This window comes from Pseudomonas silensiensis (assembly GCF_050434865.1).
GTDB lineage: Bacteria > Pseudomonadota > Gammaproteobacteria > Pseudomonadales > Pseudomonadaceae > Aquipseudomonas > Aquipseudomonas fluorescens_W.
The window spans coordinates 204200-224159 of the sequence record NZ_JBNDJH010000001.1; the positions used below are offsets into that span (position 1 = coordinate 204200).

13 protein-coding genes are annotated in these 19960 nt (G+C 60.3%); 4 read left to right on the forward strand and 9 right to left on the reverse strand.

All coding sequences use genetic code 11. From position 1 onward, the window contains the following. Positions 1-43 precede the first annotated feature (43 nt). On the reverse strand, positions 44-1393 hold the full coding sequence (locus tag QF010_RS00840) for an MFS transporter (RefSeq protein WP_033060780.1): 1350 nt from the start codon (positions 1391-1393) through the stop codon (positions 44-46). A gap of 584 nt (positions 1394-1977) precedes the next feature. On the opposite strand from QF010_RS00840, the gene QF010_RS00845 reads away from it, so the two are divergent. Then, positions 1978-2910 carry a helix-turn-helix transcriptional regulator gene (locus tag QF010_RS00845; protein WP_033060783.1) on the forward strand — a complete coding sequence of 311 codons (933 nt, stop codon included), beginning with the start codon at positions 1978-1980 and terminating at the stop codon, positions 2908-2910. Positions 2911-2914: 4 nt separating this feature from the next. Here the strand turns inward: QF010_RS00845 and QF010_RS00850 are convergent, their stop codons facing one another. Together QF010_RS00850 and QF010_RS00855 are read right to left on the reverse strand one after the other, a co-directional pair. Then, positions 2915-3280 carry a response regulator transcription factor gene (locus tag QF010_RS00850; protein WP_429513016.1) on the reverse strand — a complete coding sequence of 122 codons (366 nt, stop codon included), beginning with the start codon at positions 3278-3280 and terminating at the stop codon, positions 2915-2917. A 44-nt stretch (positions 3281-3324) separates the two neighbouring features. Beyond that, positions 3325-4317, reverse strand: coding sequence for a response regulator (locus QF010_RS00855; RefSeq protein ID WP_429509570.1), 993 nt, complete (start codon positions 4315-4317; stop codon positions 3325-3327). A 353-nt stretch (positions 4318-4670) separates the two neighbouring features. Here QF010_RS00855 and QF010_RS00860 point away from each other — a divergent pair, with 353 nt between their 5' ends. Next, a complete protein-coding gene (locus tag QF010_RS00860) occupies positions 4671-9725 on the forward strand; it encodes a trifunctional serine/threonine-protein kinase/ATP-binding protein/sensor histidine kinase (protein WP_429532461.1) in 5055 nt (1684 codons plus the stop codon). A 55-nt stretch (positions 9726-9780) separates the two neighbouring features. Here the strand turns inward: QF010_RS00860 and QF010_RS00865 are convergent, their stop codons facing one another. The 5 genes from QF010_RS00865 to QF010_RS00885 form a co-directional block, all read right to left on the reverse strand. Continuing rightward, the gene (locus tag QF010_RS00865; RefSeq protein WP_429532349.1) at positions 9781-10281 is read right to left on the reverse strand and encodes a helix-turn-helix transcriptional regulator; all 501 of its coding nucleotides are present in this window, start codon (positions 10279-10281) and stop codon (positions 9781-9783) included. Between the two features lie 222 nt (positions 10282-10503). After that, entirely contained in the window at positions 10504-11616 is a 1113-nt protein-coding gene (locus tag QF010_RS00870; RefSeq protein ID WP_033060791.1) for an alkene reductase, read from the reverse strand. A 150-nt stretch (positions 11617-11766) separates the two neighbouring features. Next, positions 11767-14004, reverse strand: coding sequence for a xanthine dehydrogenase family protein molybdopterin-binding subunit (locus tag QF010_RS00875; RefSeq protein ID WP_429532350.1), 2238 nt, complete (start codon positions 14002-14004; stop codon positions 11767-11769). Next, positions 14001-14474 (reverse strand): (2Fe-2S)-binding protein, encoded by a 474-nt coding sequence (locus tag QF010_RS00880; RefSeq protein ID WP_429509573.1) that lies wholly within the window; start codon positions 14472-14474, stop codon positions 14001-14003. The genes QF010_RS00875 and QF010_RS00880 overlap by 4 nt, the downstream gene beginning before the upstream one ends. Beyond that, positions 14471-15664: a c-type cytochrome gene (locus QF010_RS00885; protein WP_429532351.1), complete on the reverse strand. Its 1194-nt coding sequence runs from the start codon at positions 15662-15664 to the stop codon at positions 14471-14473. Before QF010_RS00885 ends, QF010_RS00880 begins: the two co-directional genes overlap by 4 nt. Before the next feature lie 383 nt (positions 15665-16047). Here QF010_RS00885 and QF010_RS00890 point away from each other — a divergent pair, with 383 nt between their 5' ends. Then, positions 16048-17247 (forward strand): MFS transporter, encoded by a 1200-nt coding sequence (locus tag QF010_RS00890; RefSeq protein WP_033060822.1) that lies wholly within the window; start codon positions 16048-16050, stop codon positions 17245-17247. A gap of 100 nt (positions 17248-17347) precedes the next feature. Continuing rightward, positions 17348-18265, forward strand: coding sequence for a LysR family transcriptional regulator (locus QF010_RS00895; RefSeq protein WP_033060795.1), 918 nt, complete (start codon positions 17348-17350; stop codon positions 18263-18265). A 170-nt stretch (positions 18266-18435) separates the two neighbouring features. Here QF010_RS00895 and QF010_RS00900 read toward each other — a convergent pair whose 3' ends face one another. Then, entirely contained in the window at positions 18436-19851 is a 1416-nt protein-coding gene (locus QF010_RS00900; RefSeq protein WP_429532352.1) for an amino acid permease, read from the reverse strand. Positions 19852-19960 lie beyond the last annotated feature (109 nt).

The window sequence follows — 19960 nt, forward strand, 5'->3', positions numbered from 1 at the left end:
TGGACGAATGCCGCCTCGTGTTGGAGAAAAACGGTGTCTTGGCTCAGCGCGCCTTGAGTTCGATGCGATACAAGCGACCGAGCAGCAACGAATAGGACAAGGTACCCATCAGCGCCACGCCCCCAATGAACCAGAAGGCGTAGGCAAACGAGCCTGTCGCGTGGACGATGCCGCCAATCACAATCGGGGTAACGATCCCGCCGATATTGGCGGCCAGGCTGGTGACCCCGCCGGTCAGGCCGATCAGTTCCTTGGGCGCGACTTCCGACACCGCCGCCCACGACGACGAGGCGATTCCCTGGGCGAAGAAGGCTATGGTCAGTACGGCAATGCAAATCACGTTCGAGTCGGTGAAATTCACCAGCACAATCGACATGCCCAGCATCGACCCGACCACCAATGGCAACTTGCGAGCGAAGGACATTGAGTAACCACGGCGTATCAGCAAGTCAGAAACGATGCCAGCGAGCAAAATGCCGACCGTTGCGCCCACGAACGGCAGCACCGCGAAGATTCCGGCCTTGATCATGGTCAGCTTGCGTTCTTCGATCAGGTACGTCGGGAACCAGGTCAGGAAGAAGTACAACGCCGAGGTGCTGGCGAACTTGCCAATGCAAATCGCCCAGATCTGCCGATAGCTGAACAGCTCAGCGATCTGTCGCCAGTTGAACCGGGTGCGCTCCTGACTGCTCTTGACCAGGCCACCCCCGGCTTCGATGTACTTCAGTTCTTCCTGGCTGACGTTCTTGCAGCTCAGCGGATCGCGGTACAGGTACAGCCAGATCACACCGAATACAATCCCGAGAATCCCGGTGCTGTAGAAAACATGGCGCCAGTCATAGGTCGTCGCCAGCCATAACAGCGCGCCGGTAAACAGTGCCGTGCCCAGATATTGGCCGCACACGTAAATGCTGCTGGCCAAGCCCCGTTCGCGGGCCGGGAACCACACCGTTACGGCTCGGCTGTTGGCCGGAAACGCTGGAGCTTCCATGGCACCGACGGCCAGTCGCAGCCCGAACAGCGAAGCGAATCCTGTGGCAAAGCCTTGGCACACGGTGACCGTCGACCAACTGATCAGCGACACCCCGTAAGTGAACCGGGAACCGAAGCGATCGGCAATGAACCCGGCGGGGACCAAGGCAAGTGCGTAGGTCCAGGCAAACGCGGAAAAAATCAGGCCCATTTCGATCTTGTCCAGGCCCAGGTCCTTGGCCATGAACGGTGCGGCAATCGAGATGTTCACGCGGTCGATGTAGTTGATGATGGTCGCAATCAGCAGCAACGACAGCATGAACCAGCGCCGACGCGTCGGCAGTCGCTGTGGCAACAGGGCGTCCCGGGCGCCGGCGCTCACCGACGGTGCGGTGGACGGGGAGGTTTGCGAGTTCGACATGAGTAGACCTTTTTATTGTTAGAAGAATCGAGATGTTCGCGCGCAGCCGAAGCCGATGCCCCAGTGTTCGGGCAGAGCAATCGCTACTTGAATGAGAGGCGCGGACAGCCGCTGTCAGGCGCTCAGATACGCCTTCGGATCGGCTCGATCGGGGGAGGGTTGGCGAGGGGGAAAAACAGGTTCATCACGTGCGCACCTTTTGATTGTTTTTGGGAGGGGCGGGCTGCATTGGTTGTTACAGTGGTCGTACAACCTCTCAAAATCAACGGAGGCGTTAGATCGTTTTTTCTTCTGGAAAAGGCGATTAATGCAGGTGTCCAAGAAAAACCAATTCAACTAATTTCCTTCGTTATGCATTATGTGTTTCGTAAGTATATGTTATTAAAAGATTAATTATTTTTTGGTGCTCGTTGTTTTTTGGACAGACGACACATCGCACACGGATACAATTAATTCTCTGTATTTCGTTGTCATCCTATGACGTGTTGAAGCCAGCGGTCTCTGCCTTCACAATCACCGCAGTCGCCGCTTGCATCCCGGCGCGACGACAACCTGTCCATGTACCTGTCGAGGATCCCCAGGCGATGTCGTCACCCGATCGAGTGCCCACTTACGTCATGCAGCAACGCAGCGAATTGACGGACTTTTACATCCGCGACAAAAAGGGCCGGCGCGCCGAAACCAGCCCGCATCGCCATGAGTATTTCCAGATCCAGGTCAACCTCGGTGGCGATACTGTGCAGCACATCGGCAACGTCGAACGTCCGTTTCCGCGCAATACGCTGGCCTTCATCCTGCCGCATCGCGTGCACGTGATTCCGCATCCGGCCGACAGTAATTTCATGGTGATCAATTTTTCCCAGACCTTTCTGCTGCCGCATTTGCAGTGCGACCCGATGGATCTGGAGGAAGTCTCGATTCTCCTGGCGCCGGAGTTATCGCCGTTCCGCTTTCAGGAGCATCTGGATTTCATTCTGGCCGATGAGGATTTCAGCAAAGTCTGTGCCCTGATCGAACAGATGCGTGTGCTCGATGAAAACCGTCAGTTCGGCACTCGCGAGATGCTCAAGGGGTTGTTGCTGCAACTGGTGGGGAGCGTTTGTGCCTTGTATGCCGAGCCGCTCAAACGGTTGGCCGAAGAGAATGCCGCCGAAGTCAGCCGACGCGATGCGCTGAGCAGGATGTCGGAATACTTGCGCAAGAACATCGCCGACCCCGACCTCAACCTGATCAAGGTGGCTGCTGCGACTTACTTGTCACCGACGTATCTGACGCACTGGTTGCGCAAGGAAATCGGCAAGACCTTCACTGAGCTGGTGCTCGAGCGCAGGATGCACGCGGCACGCAATTATTTGCTCAATGGGACACGACCGGTGGGGGAGGTGGCGCGGTTGTGCGGTTTCGCTGACGAGGCGTATTTCTCCCGGCGCTTTCGCCAGATCCATGGCCAGCCACCTGGGCAATTCAGGCGTCAGCAACTCAATCCTGATACGCCGCAATCGCCGTCCAATGCGTGATTGTTCATCGCTCACATTGCAGCGCAAACTCGACGGCGCTCAGCAAGACATCGCCGCTGAAGGGTTTACGCAAGCATTCGATGGGCTCATAGCGGCTGGATTCGGCCAGTGTGGCTTCATCCCAGTGTGCCGACATGCAAATCACTGGAAATTTTCTGCCCTTGAGCGTCAGCGCGCGCATGACGTCCAGCCCTGAGAGGCCGTTCATTTTCAGATCCAACAGCAGGCAGGCAACATCATCGAAGTTTTCGAGGGCCAGGAATTCCTCGCCCGAGGCGAACACCCGAGAACGGTATCCGGCCGACCGGAGCAGGTTGGCCAGGCTTTTGCGTACGGACGAATCGTCGTCCACGATGCAGACGATGATCATGGCGCTACGGGATGATTCAGGGGGGGCGCAGCCAGTCTCCATAGTCATGAAGAGCCCTGCATGCCAAACGCTGGCTCCGTGCTGATCAAGCCATACAGCTTGACCAGATTGACCAGCGAGCGCGTCTGCATCTTCTCCATGATGTGTTTGCGATGGACCTTGGCGGTGACTTCACTGGTGCCCAGCTGGTTGGCGATGTGCTTGTTGGACAGACCCGCGACGATCAGCGGCAGCACTTCACGCTCACGGGGGGTCAACAGGGCGGCCCTTTGACGGGCGCTTTGTATGCGTTGCCATTGCTCGAACGCCGTCGCTGCACGTTGACGGGTGGCGCGCAGGGTGTCCAACAACTGGTCGTCGTTGAATGGTTTGGTAAGGAATTCGACCGCCCCTGCTTTCATGGCCTGCACCGACATCGAGATGGTGCCGAAACCGGTCATGAAAATGACCGGCCACGGATGCCCGCGCTGTCCGAGCGCCGATTGCAGTTCCAGGCCTGTCGCCTCGGGCAGACTGACGTCAAGCAACAGGCAAGCGGGGCCGACGTCGAGGTCCGCGTTGAGCAATTCTTCGGCCGAGGCGAATATCCGGTGCGCGATGCCTTCGGCCCGCAGCAGTCGGCTGAGTGCTGTACGTACGGACGCTTCATCGTCGACGATGAACACCGGCACGCTGTCAGGATTGATCGTCTCCTGATCCTCGGACGCCAAAGGGCCCAGTGCCACCGGATGGAACAGGGGCAGGGGCGGTTCACGTTCTTTCAATAGTCGGTAACCTCGGCGCGGGACCGTCTGGATGAGTTCTTTTTCTCCGAACAACTTGCGCAGTGAGGAGATCTGCACCTGCAGATTGTTTTCCTCGACGACGGTGTCGGGCCAGACCTGTGTGATCAATTCATCTTTACTGACAATCCGGCCATCGGCCCGCATCAGCACCGAGAGGATTTCGAACGCGCGGCCCCCGACACGCAGCGGCCGTCCATCAAGAAAGGCTTCGCGCCGCTCCAGGGAAATAGTGGCTTGGCCGAGTCGGATCATGCGTTCCTCTGCACTGCGTGGACGGAGAGTGACGCCGGAGCATCGATTCATCAGGGCTACACGCTAGGGGACGGCCTCGCATAATGCAATTATCCCGAGGGATAACACACCGTGATTTCAGTGCGAAAAAACCATCGGCTACGGGGCATTACGACAGCCATCATGGTGCTGATGACGGACAGGATTGCCCGCATGCAGCCGTCGGGCCAGAGCCTTGCGTATACTCCAGGGCCCAGCCCGAAACGAATCTTCAGCGGTGATTGCTCATGTCCAGCCGTCCTCTCTCAACATCCGGTGCCCGCGGTCTTGATGTCGTCCACGATGAAGCCTGGCTGGAACGCTGCACCTTCTCCATGCTGCGCCGGGAAAACGACCTGACCTGGTTCACGCTTCAGGACCCGCCGTCGGGCACACACTGGCTTGCCGCCCGGGCACCGATTCAACTGCCCGCCACGTGCCAGCGGCTGGAGCGCGATTTTCATCTGCGCCTGGATCCGGCGTGGGCGATTGCCCCTGTCGCGTTCATCCGCTCGGCCGAGGGGCCCTTGTTGATCTATCCCGCATCGGGGACGCCGCTGATGGACCTGGTCGGTGACACCACGCTGCCGCTGGAGCGCTTGCTGGCCATCGCCGTGGCGGCGGCCAACGCGCTGGCCAGCGCCCAGAAAACGGGTTTGCGACATGCCAGCCTGCTGCCCCACCACTTGATGGTGGAAACCGCCGATTCGGTCAGACTCCTGGGTTTTCACAGTCATACCGCAGAGACGCTCACCGTTGAGTTGCCCGGCCTGGAACAATGGCCGTACCTGGCGCCCGAACAGGTACGGCGCGATGCCGCCAGTTTTGACGCGCGCAGCGATATCTACACCCTGAGCGTCATCCTCTATCAAGCGCTGACCGGCCGACTGCCGCTCACCGCCCGCGACCCCTCGCAATGGCTGCACGTGCACGCCGCCGTGCAACCGCAATCACCGGCAATCCATGTTGCCGATCTGCCGGAAGGCATCTGCCAAGTGCTGCTCAAAGGCTTGGCGAAGGAACCGGGTGCCCGCTATCAGCGCGCAGAGTCGATGGCCGCGGATCTGGCCTGGTGCCAACAGCAGTGGCGGGAACACGAGCGCATCGATGGGTTTCGGCTGGGTGCCTTCGATGCGTTGCCTTCTGTGGCCCGCGGCGATGTTCTGTTTGGTCGAGAGGCTGAACGCACGCAGTTGATCGAGCAGATAAGTCAGGTGCGCAGCGATGGCATCGCCCGGGTCCTGCTGGTCGGTGGCGCGCCGGGTGCCGGCAAGTCGACGCTGATCCACCAGGGTGTCCGGCCTCTGGCGCCCGGCTACTGGGCCAGCGGCAAGAGCAATCTGCTGCAGCAAGAAATTCCCTACGCGCCCTTGGCGGAGATCTTCAAGTCGCTGATGACCCAATTGCTGGGCAAGCCGGCTCTGGAACTGGCGACGCTGGGCGAGCAATTGATTGAACGCCTCAAGGGGCGGGGCAAACTCCTGGCGGAGCTGGCGCCCGAGGCCGAGCTGGTCATCGGTGTCGCGCCTGAACTGCCGAACATGCCGGCCCGGCACGCGCTTGATCGCGCCAATCAAACGCTACTCGATGTTTTGGAAGTCTTCGCTCAGCCGGGACGACCCCTGGTGCTATTCGTCGATGACGTTCAGTGGGCCGACGATTCGACGCTGTCGTTCTTGCAAGCCTTCATCGCCCGGCCACCCCGGCATCTGGCGCTCATTCTGGCGTACCGTGAGGCCGAATCGCAGTCCCTCCAGCGTGAGGGTGGGTTGCTGCAGGTGTTGGAGCATGGGCAATCGTTACCCTGTGCGAGCATCATGCTGGGTCCACTGTCGGTGCCAGCAGTCACGGAGCTGATCGCCGCTGAACTGGACACCGACCCCGAGGCTATCGAGTCGCTCGCGCCAGTCGTGCACTACAAGACGGCCGGCAACCCTCTTTTCGTCAGCCAGGTGTTGCGCGCGTTGATCGATGAACGTCTGGTGTGCTTCGACGTGCACGATCGCCGCTGGGTCTGGAACCAGGGGGAGGTGGACGGTTATCGCTACGCCGATAACGTCGCGGACTTAATGGTGCAGCGACTCGAACGGCTGACGCCGATGGAACGCGAGGTGTTGCGCACGGCCGGATATATCGGCGGGCGCTGTGATGAGTCGCTGCTGCACCGGCTGTTGCCGTGTGATCCGCAACAGATCAACCGTGATGTGCAAAGCCTGGTCGATGCCGGATTTCTGTTGCGCGAGCGCGAGCAACTGGTGTTTCCCCACGACCGTGTACTTGAGGCTGCCTGTCAACTGGCTGCACCAGTGGGACGCGCCGCCGAGCATGCCCGTATTGCCGCCGCCATGCTTGATCAGTGGGGCGCGCAGAGCCATGAGCGTGTATTTGAAGTCGCCAGCCAGATTCAGCGCATTGACGCCGATGAACCGGAGGCGCATCGCCGCGCCGCGTTCGTCGAGCTGTTGGTCGAAGCCGCCGAACGCGCCAGGGACACCGCCGCAGTCGAGCAGGCCGTGGGCTATCTGAGCACGGCCGAGCGTCTGCTCGGGCAGACGGGGTGGTCGAGCCTTTACACTCAGGCGTTCGCCACCCAATGGCTGGCTGCCGAATGCGACATGTTGCTGGCCGATCTGGCCAGCGCCCAACACCGCCTCGACGACTGCCTGAATCACGCCACCACAGCGCTCGACCGCGCGAAAACCTATCGGTTACGGGCCACCTTGCGCACGTTGCACTCCGATTACGAGGGCGCGATAACCGAGGCGCTGACCGGGTTGGCCCTGCTGGATATTCCCCTGCAGCGCAAGCCATCGCACGAACAGCTGAGCCTCGCGTTTGCCCAGGTACGCTCACTTGTGGGCGCGCGCCGCATCGCCGATCTGGTGCATTTGCCCAAGGCCGATGACCCGCCTGTCGAAGTGGCCATGGAGTTGCTCAGCACGTTGATTTCCTCGTTCTTCGTCGACGACGACATTCGTTTTCTGCATTTGGCGAAAATGGTCGAACTTACGTTGATGCATGGCACCACGCCGAGCAGCGGTTACGGGTTTGCCTGGTTTGGCGTGATGATTGCCGAGCGCTATGGCGAGTATGTGGACGGGCAGTCCTTTGCCGAAGTGGCCCTTGAACTCACTGACAAACACGGCTACGAAGCCGGACGCACAGGTACGCTGGTGGCGCTTGATCAAGTCAGCCCGTGGACCCGACCGATGGCGTACGCCCGACAGAAGGCGTTCGCAGCATTCGAGTGCGGTCAGGCCGGCGGCGACCTGGGTATGTCCTGTTATGCCTGCAACCACATCGGCTCCGACCTGTTGTTCATGGGCGAACCCTTACAAGGAGTGTTGAACGAGCTGGAGCATGGCCTGGCCTGGGTGCGTCAGTTTCACTACATCGACATCGAACGCATCCTGCTGGCGCAACAGGCGTACGCCAGCGATCTGCGCGATGGGCGTCAGCACCGGCCGCTGACCGAACTGGACGGCACTGAACATGACCGTTTCGGCCCCATCGACCGCACCAGCGTGTCACAGCCGACGCTGTTCTGGACGTGGCTGTATTCAGGCATGTCTGCGTTTCATTTCGGCGATATCCCTTACGCATTGCGGCGTTTCGAAGAGGCAGCCGCGCTGGCCTGGTCCATTCCGGCGCACATCAATCTCGCCGATTACTACCTGTTCTACAGCCTGGCGCTGGGCAGTGCGCAGGCACCGGGGGAGGTGGCCGAAAAACTGGAACAACTCGAGCGGCAACGTCTGCGGTTTCTGCCATGGGTTGAGCTCAACCCGACAACCTTCCGCAACAAATTGCTACTGATCGAAGGGGTCATCGCCCGTTTGCGCGGTCAGGAACTGGTTGCTATCCGTTGCTTTGATCAGTCCCAGATCGCTGCGGCGGCGGCCGGTTTCATCCACGAGCAGGCGCTGGCCCATGAACAGCTGGCTGAGATCTGCTTACCAAACGGACTGGTGTCGGGTGCCAATCACCACCTGCGCGTCGCGCGCGACGGTTACAACCTCTGGGGGGCCAAAGGCAAGGCCCGCCAGCTGGAAGCCTTGCACCCGTTTCTGAGCGCAGAGTCGTCGTTCGAACCTGTCCGGCCTGTGACCCAGGTCCGCCTTGATCTTGAAGTGGGAATCGAGGCGGCGCGCGCACTTTCACAAGAGGTATTGCTGGAACGACTGGTCGAAACCCTGATGAACCACCTGATGATTCAGGCGGGTGCTGATCATGGCGCTCTGATGATCGTCAGCGGCGCCGAGCTGCAACTCGCGGCAACCGCTTCTGTCGAGGCCGGAAACGTGCGGGTCGCGCTGGACAGCGGGCAGCCGCTCGAACAGATGGCGCCGACCTCGGTGCTCAACACCAGCATGCGCACCCGCAACACTCTGGTGCTCGACGATGCCCGGGCAGATTGCCCCGAGGCCTACAGCGCCGACCTTCTACCGCGCCAGACGCGTTCCATGTTGTGCCTGCCGTTGCTCAGACAAGGCACATTGATCGGTCTGGTCTACCTCGAAAACAGCCTGGTCCCCAAGCTGTTCAGCGCCGAGCGCCTGACCATGCTGGAAATTCTAGCCTCCCAGGCCGCCGTATCACTGCAAACCGCCCGGCTGTACGCGCGGCTGGTCGAGGACACCCAGCTGCGAGCGCAAATGGAAGCGGACCTGCGCAGTTCCCGGGCAGAACTGGCGCGTAGCTCGCACCTTAAAGTCATGGGCGAACTGTCTGCTTCGATTGCCCATGAAATCAGCCAGCCGCTGCTGGGCATCTTGTCTAACGCCTCGGCGAGCCTGCGCTGGCTCAAACGCGACCAACCCGATCTGGAAGAGGCGATTCAGGGGCTGGAAGACATTCGCTCAGACAGCGCCCGTGCTGCCGACATTGTTCAAGCGCTTCGCGCGCTCGCCAAACAAGCGCCGTTGCAACGGCTTCCGGTGCAGATCGACGAGCTGATCGGTGAGGTCGTGCGCCTGACCGCCACCGATCTGGCAAACCGCAACGTACAACTGCAAACCCGGCTTGATGCGCAATGCCCGGTTTGGGTCGATGCGGTGCAGATCCAGCAAGTGGTGTTCAACCTGATCACCAATGCACTGGATGCCATCGCCGGAGCCGGGTTGCCAGAAGGACGCATCATCATCGGCTCATCGGTCAAGGACGATCATGTTCAAGTCTGCTTCCAGGACAACGGGCCGGGAATTGGCGCACAACAGCGCGAGCAAATCTTCGATGCGTTCTACACCACCAAAGGCAGCGGCATGGGAATGGGGCTGGCTATCTGCAAGTCGGTGATCGGCGCGCACGGCGGGACGCTGGTGGTCCAGGACAGCGAGCAGGGCGCCAGGATCTGTTTCAATCTGCCGGTCGCGGCCGCCAGCGTTGGATAAAAAAAGGCCGCATGAGCGGCCAAAAGGGAGGAGTTCGTTCTATCAGTCGATCAGTTCACGCGTGCAGCGCCTGCGCGCGAGGTTGTCTCAAACCGTTGGCCACGCTATCGGGAATTCTCCTGCCGGATATGTCCCGATCAATCATGGGCGTGCTGGGACGTCGGTTTGTGATCACGTGATCAACGGCCCGCCGCCAGGCTTTGGGTGTCATCCCTTCCAGCCGGCTAAAGGTGTGGGTGAAATGCGAGTGGTCCGCGAAACCGCATTCATAGACGACGTCGGTGATCGGCATCGAGGTGATCAGCAGGTTTTTGGCTTTTTCGATTTTCATCCTCATCAGCCAGCCTTGTGGCGAGTGGCCGGTACCCTTTTTGAACGCCCGGGAAAAATGGCTGCGCGACAGGTTGCAGTGTTCGGCAATCTCGCTGATCCGAACGCAGCTGCCCATATCACGCAGCATCAGTTCCTTGGCGCGGCGCTCTTGCCAGCTGGACAGGGCGCCCAGCGGTCGCGCAAGTTCACATGAATGGTCTGAATTCACCGATTGCGGGTTCATGGCAGCTCTCCTGATCGTTAGGGAAAGTCTGTCCGCCGGCGACCTTTAAAGTCCTTAAGCAAGCCTTAAAAATTATGAAACCCATGGCCACACCGCTTTAGCGTGTGTTCATGGGCGATGGCCAGGACGAAGCGTCAGATCCGCGAACTTTGCGGGCCGAGATGAAGTTAGCCGCCACGGTGACGGCCAACGTTCAGCCCGGTCAATTCCATTGAACCCAGGTCAAGAATGAACAGGGTAATCCACGTATCCACGCTGATCGCCACCAAAAAAGGTGCTCGGATCCGGCGTATTGAGCGACAACCCGTCGCGAATTCGCCGTGGCAGATCAGGGTTTGCCAGAAACGGTCTGCCGAAAGCAATGATGTCCGCGCGGCCGTCGATCAGGGCCTGTTCCGCCGTCTCAGGGTCGTAGCCACCGGCGATCATCAACACGCCGTCCCACGCCGCACGCAATTGGCCGATGATTTCATCCCAGCGCGGATCGAAGTTCTCGTCCTTGACGGTGCCGACGACGGCTGGCTCGACGAGGTGTAAGTAGGCCAGCGTCCATTGGTTCAACGAGTGCACGATGTGGCCGAACGTCGCTTGCGGTGTCTCATCGCCCATGCCCATGAAGCGTCCCATCGGCGTGAGGCGTACGCCCACGCGCTCTGCGCCTACTTCGTCGACCACGGCCGCCACCACTTCCAATAACAGGCGTGCACGGTTTTCCAGGCTGCCGCCGTAAGCATCCTCGCGCTGGTTACTGTTGCTGTTGATGAACTGGTCCAGCAGATAACCGTTGCCCGCATGAATTTCCACGCCATCCATTCCGGCGTTCAGCGCATTGCGAGCAGCCCGGCGGTAATCGCTGATGATGCCCGCGATCTCTGAGGTCTGAAGTGCTCGCGGCACCGGCACATCACCCCAGACACCGTTGCCATCCGTGTCGACGATGAACGTCTTGCCCGGCACGGGTAATGCGCTCGGGGCAACCGGGAGTGCGTTGTCAGGTTGAAAACTGGGGTGCGACACGCGGCCCACGTGCCAGAGTTGCATGAAGATCAGACCGCCGGCCTCGTGCACTTGGGTGCTGACTTCACGCCAGGCTTGTACCTGCTCATCGCTGTAGATTCCCGGCGTCCAGGCATAGCCCTGGCCCTGCCGGGAAATCTGCGTCGCCTCGGTAATGATCAACGCGGCGCTCGCACGCTGGCGGTAATACTCGGCATTCATCGCCGTTGGAATATCGCCCGGTTGCCCGGCGCGAGAGCGTGTCAACGGGGCCATCGCTACTCGGTGCGCAAGCGTGTAGGGGCCTAATGCGATGGGTTGGAACAGGTGCTGCGTCATGAGGTGTTCTCCAGTATTCGAAAAGAGGAAGCAGGGCGGCGTCGGACGTTTGGTCAGGCATCGGATGGCCGTAAGTTAATCCGCGGGATGCCGCTTGATAATCCGTAAAAACCAGCACACTGCATTGCGTAAAGCGCAACGCTGCGCAGGTCAGGACGGTTGCTCCGAGCGGGTCAGAGGAAGGTTCAACCAGCGCCGGCCGGTGGCGCTCGCCACGGCATTGCCGATGGCCGCGGCCATTGGTCCCTGGACGATTTCGGCGGCGCCGAGAAACGGTTGTCCCGGTTGGTCGAGCAGATGAACGTCGACCTTTTCAGGCAACTGCGAAAAGCGCAGGATCGGGTAGCCACTCCAGTCGTAGCTGCGAATACCCCCGGCGTCATAGGCGACTTTTTCATACAGCGTCCAACTGGTGGACTGAACGATCCCGCCTTCCACCTGGTTGCGCAGGCCATCGGGATTGACGATCTGCCCGACATCCACCGCCGTGACAACATGATCGATCTGCACTTCGCCAGTCTGCGGATGTACCTGAAGACGCACCGCAATCGCGCAATAGCCCATGATGTTTTTGTAGCGGGCAAACGCGAAGCCGATGCCTGCGCCAGGCTCGCTGCTTTTTTGCGACCAGCCGATGGCGTCGCGAACCCGCTCCACCACGGCCCGTGCCCGGGGATCCACCAGATGGGCAAGGCGCAAGGCAACCGGATCGACCTCGGCCTTGGCGGCAAGCTCATCGATGCAAGCTTCGATCGCGAAGATATTGATATGCGCACCCAGCGAGCGCATGGCTGAGGTGCGAAACGGCATCTCAGTGACGAAGTTCATGTCGATGCGAGTGGAGGCCAACGTGTACAGCGGCACGGCATTGCGATCACCGTCGCCTTCAGGTTGAGCGATGGGCACCGAAGGCGCGGAGGTGAACGGTCGGGCCAGTAGTCGCGCAGGCAGCAACCGGCCCGCATTGACGATGCGTTCGTTATGCGGCGTGGTCCACAGTTCATAGCTCCAGTCCTGCAATCGACCTTGCGCATCAAGATTGGCTTGCACTTCGGTCACCATCGCCGAGCTGTAGGGCTCCCAGAGATTTTCCTGCTCGCGCATCCACTGCACCCGCACTGGCGTGCCCGGTATTCGTATGGCAATCAACGCCGCGTCGGCCGCCGCATCGTCTGCGCCGTTGTGGCCATAACAACCGGAGCCTTCGGTGTGGATGCAGCGAACGCGGTCTGGAGGTAGCTGCAGCATTTCGGCGATCCCGGCGCGCAGCGGATACACGCCTTGGGTGTGGGTCCAGACGGTGAGGGTGCCGTCCTTGAACCAGGCCACGGCGCAGGATGGGCCGATGGATCCGTGCATCAAATATTGCTTGGTAATGCGCGCTCGATAGCTGCTGTCGGTCGCGACCTGTGGCGTGCCCTCATGGCTGATCGGATAGCGGCGCGAAGGGAGGCGTTCGAGCAATCCGTGAATGTTCCGTGACTCGGGTATGGCTTGTCCGCCGCTCCAGCGCGCTGTTTCATATCCGCTGCGCATGGCTTTGATTGCTTGCCATTCATCATGTGCTAATACGGCAAGGTAATTGCCGTCGCGAATCACCTGCACAACCCCAGGCAACGTTTTGATCAACTCCGCGTCGAAGGCTTCCAGCGTGCAGCCGGGACGAGGAGGGCGAATGACCCGAGCGTGCAGCATGCCAGGCAGCCGAATGTCTTGAACAAACGCGGGGCCGCCGCTGACTTTTGCCGGAATATCCAGCCGTTGCAGCGAATGGCCGATCAGCTTGAATTGCGTCGCAGGCATCGTCGGCGATTCGGACTTGGCGAAGAGGTGCAGGTCGACTTTTTTGACGGCGTCGGCGTAGGATATTTGTTGTCCGGTGGGGCCGTGAATGATGCCCTCCTGAGTCGTCAACAGTGCCGGCGCAACCTCCCAGCTGCGTCCGGCTGACTGAAGCAGTAACTCGCGCACCTGCGCCGCCGCGTTGAACAACGCGGTGCCGCTGTCGAAAATACTGTGACTGCCGGCGGTGTAGCCTTCGTTGGGCGTCAGCGCCGTGTCGGCGGTGAGCAAGTTGATCGCTGTCGGGGAAACCTCCAGACGTTCAGCGGCAATTTGCAGCAAGGCAGTTTTGACGCCGGTGCCCAATTCGACCTTGCCGGTGTAGACGGTGATGCCTTCAGGACCCACGCGGATCCACGCATCGAGGTAGGGATTGGTGCGCAGACTGCCGGGTAGATCCGGCGCCAGCACCACTGTGCCAAGCGTATCGACTTCGGTGTCCGCCCATGCACGCCGCGCTACCGGCACCAGGGTAAACGCCACCAGCAAGGCGCCTCCACGCAAGAAAGCGCGGCGACTGTGATCGACCTCTTTAACCACCGTCATAGCGCGCTCCCGTGTTGCCTGGCCACCAGGCTGATTGCCTCGATAATCCGCAGGTGCGTGCCGCAACGACACAGGTTGCCTGCCATGTACTCGCGAATGGTCTGTTCGTCCGGGTGCGGATTGCTTTCCAGCAATGACTGCGCGCGCATCAACATGCCGGCGATGCAGTAGCCGCACTGGGCCGCCTGTTTGTCGATAAAAGCTTTTTGCAAAGGGCCGGGACGCTCGGCGGTACCGAGGCTTTCAACCGTTCGAACCTTTTTGCCTTCAAGGCCCGCGCAGGGCGTCACGCACGAAAAGACAGGCTTGTCATCGACGATGACCGTACAGGCGCCGCACTGCCCCAAACCACACCCGTACTTGGCGCCGTTCAGCCCCAGATGATTGCGCAGCGCATAGAGCAGCGGCATGTCAGGTTCCAGCTCCAAGGCTTGGGCCGAGCCGTTGACGTTGAGCGTAACGGGGGTCATTTCTTCTCCTGACGTATCGCTTCAATAGTGGAAGAAAGGCCTGTCCAGGGTTGGTCAGGTCTGGCTTGCTGGCGCAGGTATGACGCCAGGGCTGTGAGTTGAACGTTGTCCAGGCTGGCGGCAAACGGCGGCATGATCGGTCCGGGCACGCCCGGAGTTGCCGGCACGCCTTCGAGCACCGTTTTAAGAAAATTGCGCGCGCTCGGGGCTTGCAGCGCCGACGTGCGATCCAGCGCCGGACGCCCGTCGATTTCGCGCATCGGCGCTGCCGGGGCATGACAACCGGCGCAGGCGCTGGCGAACAGCTGGGCGCCACTGGCCTGATCTGAGGGCTCAACGCTCGCAGCGCCGGGTTGGTTTTCGGTGATCGCAGCTTTGGTTTGCAGGCTCAGCAAATACTCAGCAATCGCTTCTGCGTCACTGACTGGCAAGCGAGCCAGACTGAGGCTGACCGGGCGCATCGGGCCAGCAGCGGTGCCGTGTCCGTCCACCACTTCCGCTCGCAGGTAGCTCACCAACTGATCGCTACTCCACGCGTTTGCGCGACTGGCCATGCCGAGCAACGAAGGCGCTTCCCAGCCATCCACGGCACCGCCCGCCAGGCTTTTACCGGACTTCTCGGCACCGATCAGGTTCAGCGGTGAATGGCAGCCCGCGCAGTGGCCAGGCCCTTCAACCAGATAACGCCCGCGATTCCACGCCTCAGATTGCTGCGCCACAGGCGTCAGCGGCTTTGCATGCAGGAACAGCAGATTCCAGAACGACACCAACGGCCGGATGTTCATCGGGAAATTCATGCGGTTTTGCATGGCCGGCGAGTCGACGGCAGGGCCGCTCATCAAGTACGCATACGCGTCGGCAATGTCACCCGCGGTCATGCGACGGTAGTGAACGTACGGGAAGGCGGGGTACAGGAAATGGCCATCGCGGGAGACCCCTTCACGCATCGCGCGCTCGAACGCCGGCAGTGACCATTGGCCAATACCGGTCTGCGGATCGGGCGTGATGTTGGTGCTGTAGAGCGTGCCGAACGGCGTCACCAGCGCCAGCCCGCCCGCCATGTATTGACCGCCGGGACGCGTATGGCACACCGCACAATCGCCAGTCTCGACAACCCGCGCACCGCGCTGCAATTGCGCGGAATCGAACGCTCGCAGGCGCTCAATGGACGCTATCGCTGGGCGCCACATCAGCATCGCCCCGCCGATTGCGCCTATCGAAGCGAGGACGGCCGCGCTGATCCATAGGGGCCTGGATCTCAGGAAGTTGCCCTTCATGAGGATTGGAAGCGCGAGAGACGCGCGGTGGGCATTGATGATGGATTCGAGGTCATGAACAGCTCCTTGAGCAGCCGGGGAAGGGCGCTGATGGAGAGCCCTGCGCCAAGTGCCCAAGGGTAGAGAAGGCGCAAGCGCCGCAGTATTGCCAAGTCGCGCAATAGCGCATTGCGCCAACAGCAACACCGGAATCGTTGCGGATGGCGCATCACTCCATTGCCTGGGGGATGGATTCTCTGCGTCGACCCGTGCCCTTAGCCTTGCCACCACTTTCCCGAACTCAACGAGGTGTCATGATGCTCACGGGTAACCCCGCAGCAGCGGCCAAGGCCGAACAGCCTGCTTCACTCTCCGGCCTGATGGTCGCGTTCCTGGCGTTCTGCTGCGGCGCGGTCGTGGCCAACCTCTATTACGCCCAGCCGATTGTCGAATTGATCGCGCCGCAGATCGGCCTGTCCAGCGCCAATGCCAGCCTGATCGTTTCACTCACACAGTTTGGTTATGCGTTGGGCCTGCTGTTGCTGGTGCCGCTGGCCGACCTGATGGAAAACCGGCGTCTGGTCGTGGGCTTCACCCTCGCGGCGAGCGTTACGCTGTTGTGTGCCGGGCTGACGCACTCGCCGTCCATGTTCCTCGTTTTTTCATTGCTGATCGGCCTTACTTCAGTCGCGGTGCAGATTCTGGTGCCACTGGCAGCGCACCTGACGCCTGAAGCAACGCGTGGCCGCGTGGTGGGAAATATCATGAGCGGGCTGCTGCTGGGCATTCTGTTGTCGCGTCCGCTGTCCAGCCTGCTGGTGGACGTGTTCGGCTGGCGCGGCGTGTTTTTCAGCGCAGCGGCACTCATGGCCGTCATAGCCCTGATCACCGCGATTGCGCTGCCGCGCCGCGTGCCGACTCATCAGGCGACTTACGTCGCGTTGATCGGCTCGGTGTTTGCGCTTGCCCGTCGCCACCCGGTGCTGCGTCAGCGTTCGTTGTATCAGGGGTTGTTGTTCGCCAGCTTCAGCCTGTTCTGGACCCTCGCGCCGATTGAGCTGATGCGTCACCACGGTTTCAGCCAGGCGCAGGTGGCGATTTTTGCTCTGGTCGGAGCAGTAGGTGCAGTCGCTGCGCCGATTGCCGGACGCTTGGCCGACGCCGGTCACAGCCGCCGCGGAACACTGGTCGCACTGCTGTTGGCACCAGTTTCATTGTTGATCGCTGCGCTGCCCGGCAGCAGCTACCTGTGGCTGGTGGTGTGTGCGGTGCTGCTGGATTTCGCCGTGCAACTGAACATGGTGCTGGGACAACGCGAGGTGTACGCCATCGACCCGCATAGCCGGGCACGACTCAATGCCGTGTACATGACCAGCATATTCGTTGGCGGTGCCTTGGGATCGCTGGTGGCGAGCCCGCTCTACGAACACTTCGGCTGGAGCCTGTCTGCTGTGTCGGTGGCATTGCTCCCGGCTCTGGCCCTGACGATGTTCCTGGGTCGCAAGGCCAATGCCTGAGCGCCAGGCGCAGGGGAGTCCGGTGAAGCACGGTCGTACAAGACGGCTGGCGAACGGTGATGCACAATCATCACCGTTCCTTTTCGACCGGGCTCCGCTTATGGACAAGTTGCTGGCACTGAAGATGTTTGTTGAAACCGTACGTTGCGGCGGTTACTCCTCCGCGGCGCGCAAACTCGGCATCTCGACGTCTTCGGTCACTCGCCAGGTGGCGGGACTGGAAAACGAGCTGGGCGCCAGTCTGCTCAACCGCACGACACGCAACACCAGCGTGACCGTCGCCGGGCAAACCTATTTCGAAAAGGCCGTGGCCATCCTCGAGGCCATCGATGAAGCCGATGCCGTGGTCGCCGACCGCGGCAGCGAGGTGCAAGGACGCCTGCGGATCAGCGTCCCCGTCGAGTTTGGTCGGCGGATCATCGCGCCGCATCTAGGCCGATTGCTTGAGCGTCATCCTGGACTGGAAATAAGCGTGTCGTTGAGCGATCAGGTCAGTGACCTGTTGAGCGAGCAGATTGATGTGTCCGTGCGTCTCGGATCGTCGGTGGTCAGTGAGGACATCGTCAGTAAACGGGTAGGGGCCTTCCAGCGCTGGGTGGTGGCCAGCCCGGATTACCTGAGCCGTCACGCGGCGCCGTGTCATCCCCGTGACTTGCTCGAGCACCAATGCCTGCGCTTCGATTACGGTGGTTCGCATCATCACTGGACGTTCCAGGGCGACGAGCAAACTATCCAGCTCAACGTGCACGGCCGCCTGCAAAGTAACAATGCCGACATCCTGCGCGAAGCGGCAATCGCTGGGGGCGGGGTGACCCTTCTGGCCGACTGGCTGGTGCGCGACGATGTCGCCGCAGGCCGGCTGACACGTTTGTTGGAGCATTACGAAGTCAATCCCGGCAGTGCGAGTAGTTGCATCAATGCGCTGTATTTGCCCAATCACCGGGGTTCCAGTCGCATCAATGTGTTCATCGATTTTCTTGAGGAGATCCTCACTTCTGGTCGATTGAGTAACGGATAGCCCCTTCGCAACGCAGCGCGCTGTACTGAGCGAATTGTTCATCCGCAGAGTAGGCCGTCAGTAAAATCTGACGGCCTTCGCTTGCCGCTCTTCAACCAGCAGGCGCCCCACAAACGCCACGTTGCTCAAGCGCGTTTCACTGCATCGGCACCTGGGGCGGCAGGTAAACATCAGCTGTACTGATTTGCCGAATCCGCAGCGGATTTCAGCTTTCTGGAATGGGTCAGCTGATAAGCAATTGCCAACCAGATAAACCACCCTGGCATGACCAGCAAGGCAATACGAGTGTCAGGTCTTAATGCCAGCAGGCAGAGAACAAATCCCAGGAACGCCAGGGAGAACCAGGCCATCGGCACGCCGCCAGGCATCTTGTAGGTCGATTGCGCATGCAGGTCGGGTCGGCTTTTGCGATAGGCAATGTACGACGCGAGGATGGTCGACCAAGTGAAAATCACCAGGATCGCCGACACGGTAGAGACGATGGTAAACGCTGTCATGACCTCCGGAACGATGAACAGCAGCAGTACACCCACCAGCATCAACAGTGTGGTAAACGCCAGGCTTAGCAGAGGCACGCTATTACCCGACAAACGCCGAAAAATCCCAGGCGCATTGTCGTGACTGGCCAGTCCAAACAGCATGCGACTGGATGAAAATACGCCACTGTTGGCCGATGAGGCGGCAGACGTCAGCACCACAAAGTTGACGATACCTGCTGCTGCGGGAAACCCTGCCACCAGAAAAAGTTCGACAAAAGGGCTTTTGTTGGGCGAAACCTGTTGCCAGGAAGTCACTGCAATAATGCAGGCCAGTGCCAGCACATAAAACAGGATGATTCGCAGCGGAATCGAGTTGATGGCTTTTGGCAGGGTCTTCTCGGGGGAACGGGTTTCGGCGGCTGCAGTACCGATCAGCTCAGTGCCGGCAAAGGAGAAGATTGCCATCTGGAATCCGGCAAAGAAACCAAACAGGCCGTTGGGGAAGGCTGCCTGTTTATCCAGCAGGTGGTTCAGGGATGCAGTAACGCCACTAGGTGATACAAAGGAGCTGGCAATCATCACTATGCTGACGCCAATCAGGGTGACGACGGCAATGATCTTGATGATTGCGAACCAGAACTCCACTTCACCGAAAAGCCTGACGGTCAGCACGTTTAGGGCGAACAGCGTCATCAGCATACCGATGGCCGGGATCCAGGCGGGTACATCGGGGAACCAGTACTGAAAGAATCCGCCGACCACCACGGCATCGCCCACCACCGCGACGCTCCAGCTCAGCCAGTACGACCAGCCGAGGAAAAATGCCGCTCGCGGGCCAAGGTAGGCACCGGCAAAATCCGCGAAGGTTTTGAATTTCAAGTTGGACAGCAACAGTTCGCCCATGGCGCGCATGACGAAGTAGACGAACATCCCGATGATCATATAAATGAGGATGATCGACGTGCCTGAGAGGGCAATGATCTTCCCGGAGCCCATGAACAGGCCTGTACCGATGGCACCTCCCATGGCCATTAATTGAATGTGACGATTGCTGAGCGTGCGCTGCAGCGCGGGCTGTTCAACCCGCTCGGACGGAGTCGATTTCATTACAAAACCTCTTGATTTTATGTTTTTGAGTTTTGGCAGAAAGTGGGTCTTGCGTTCTTGTTAGAGATGCAACGGCTACTGACGGTGGAGGTTTGCAGGCCTCGGAGTT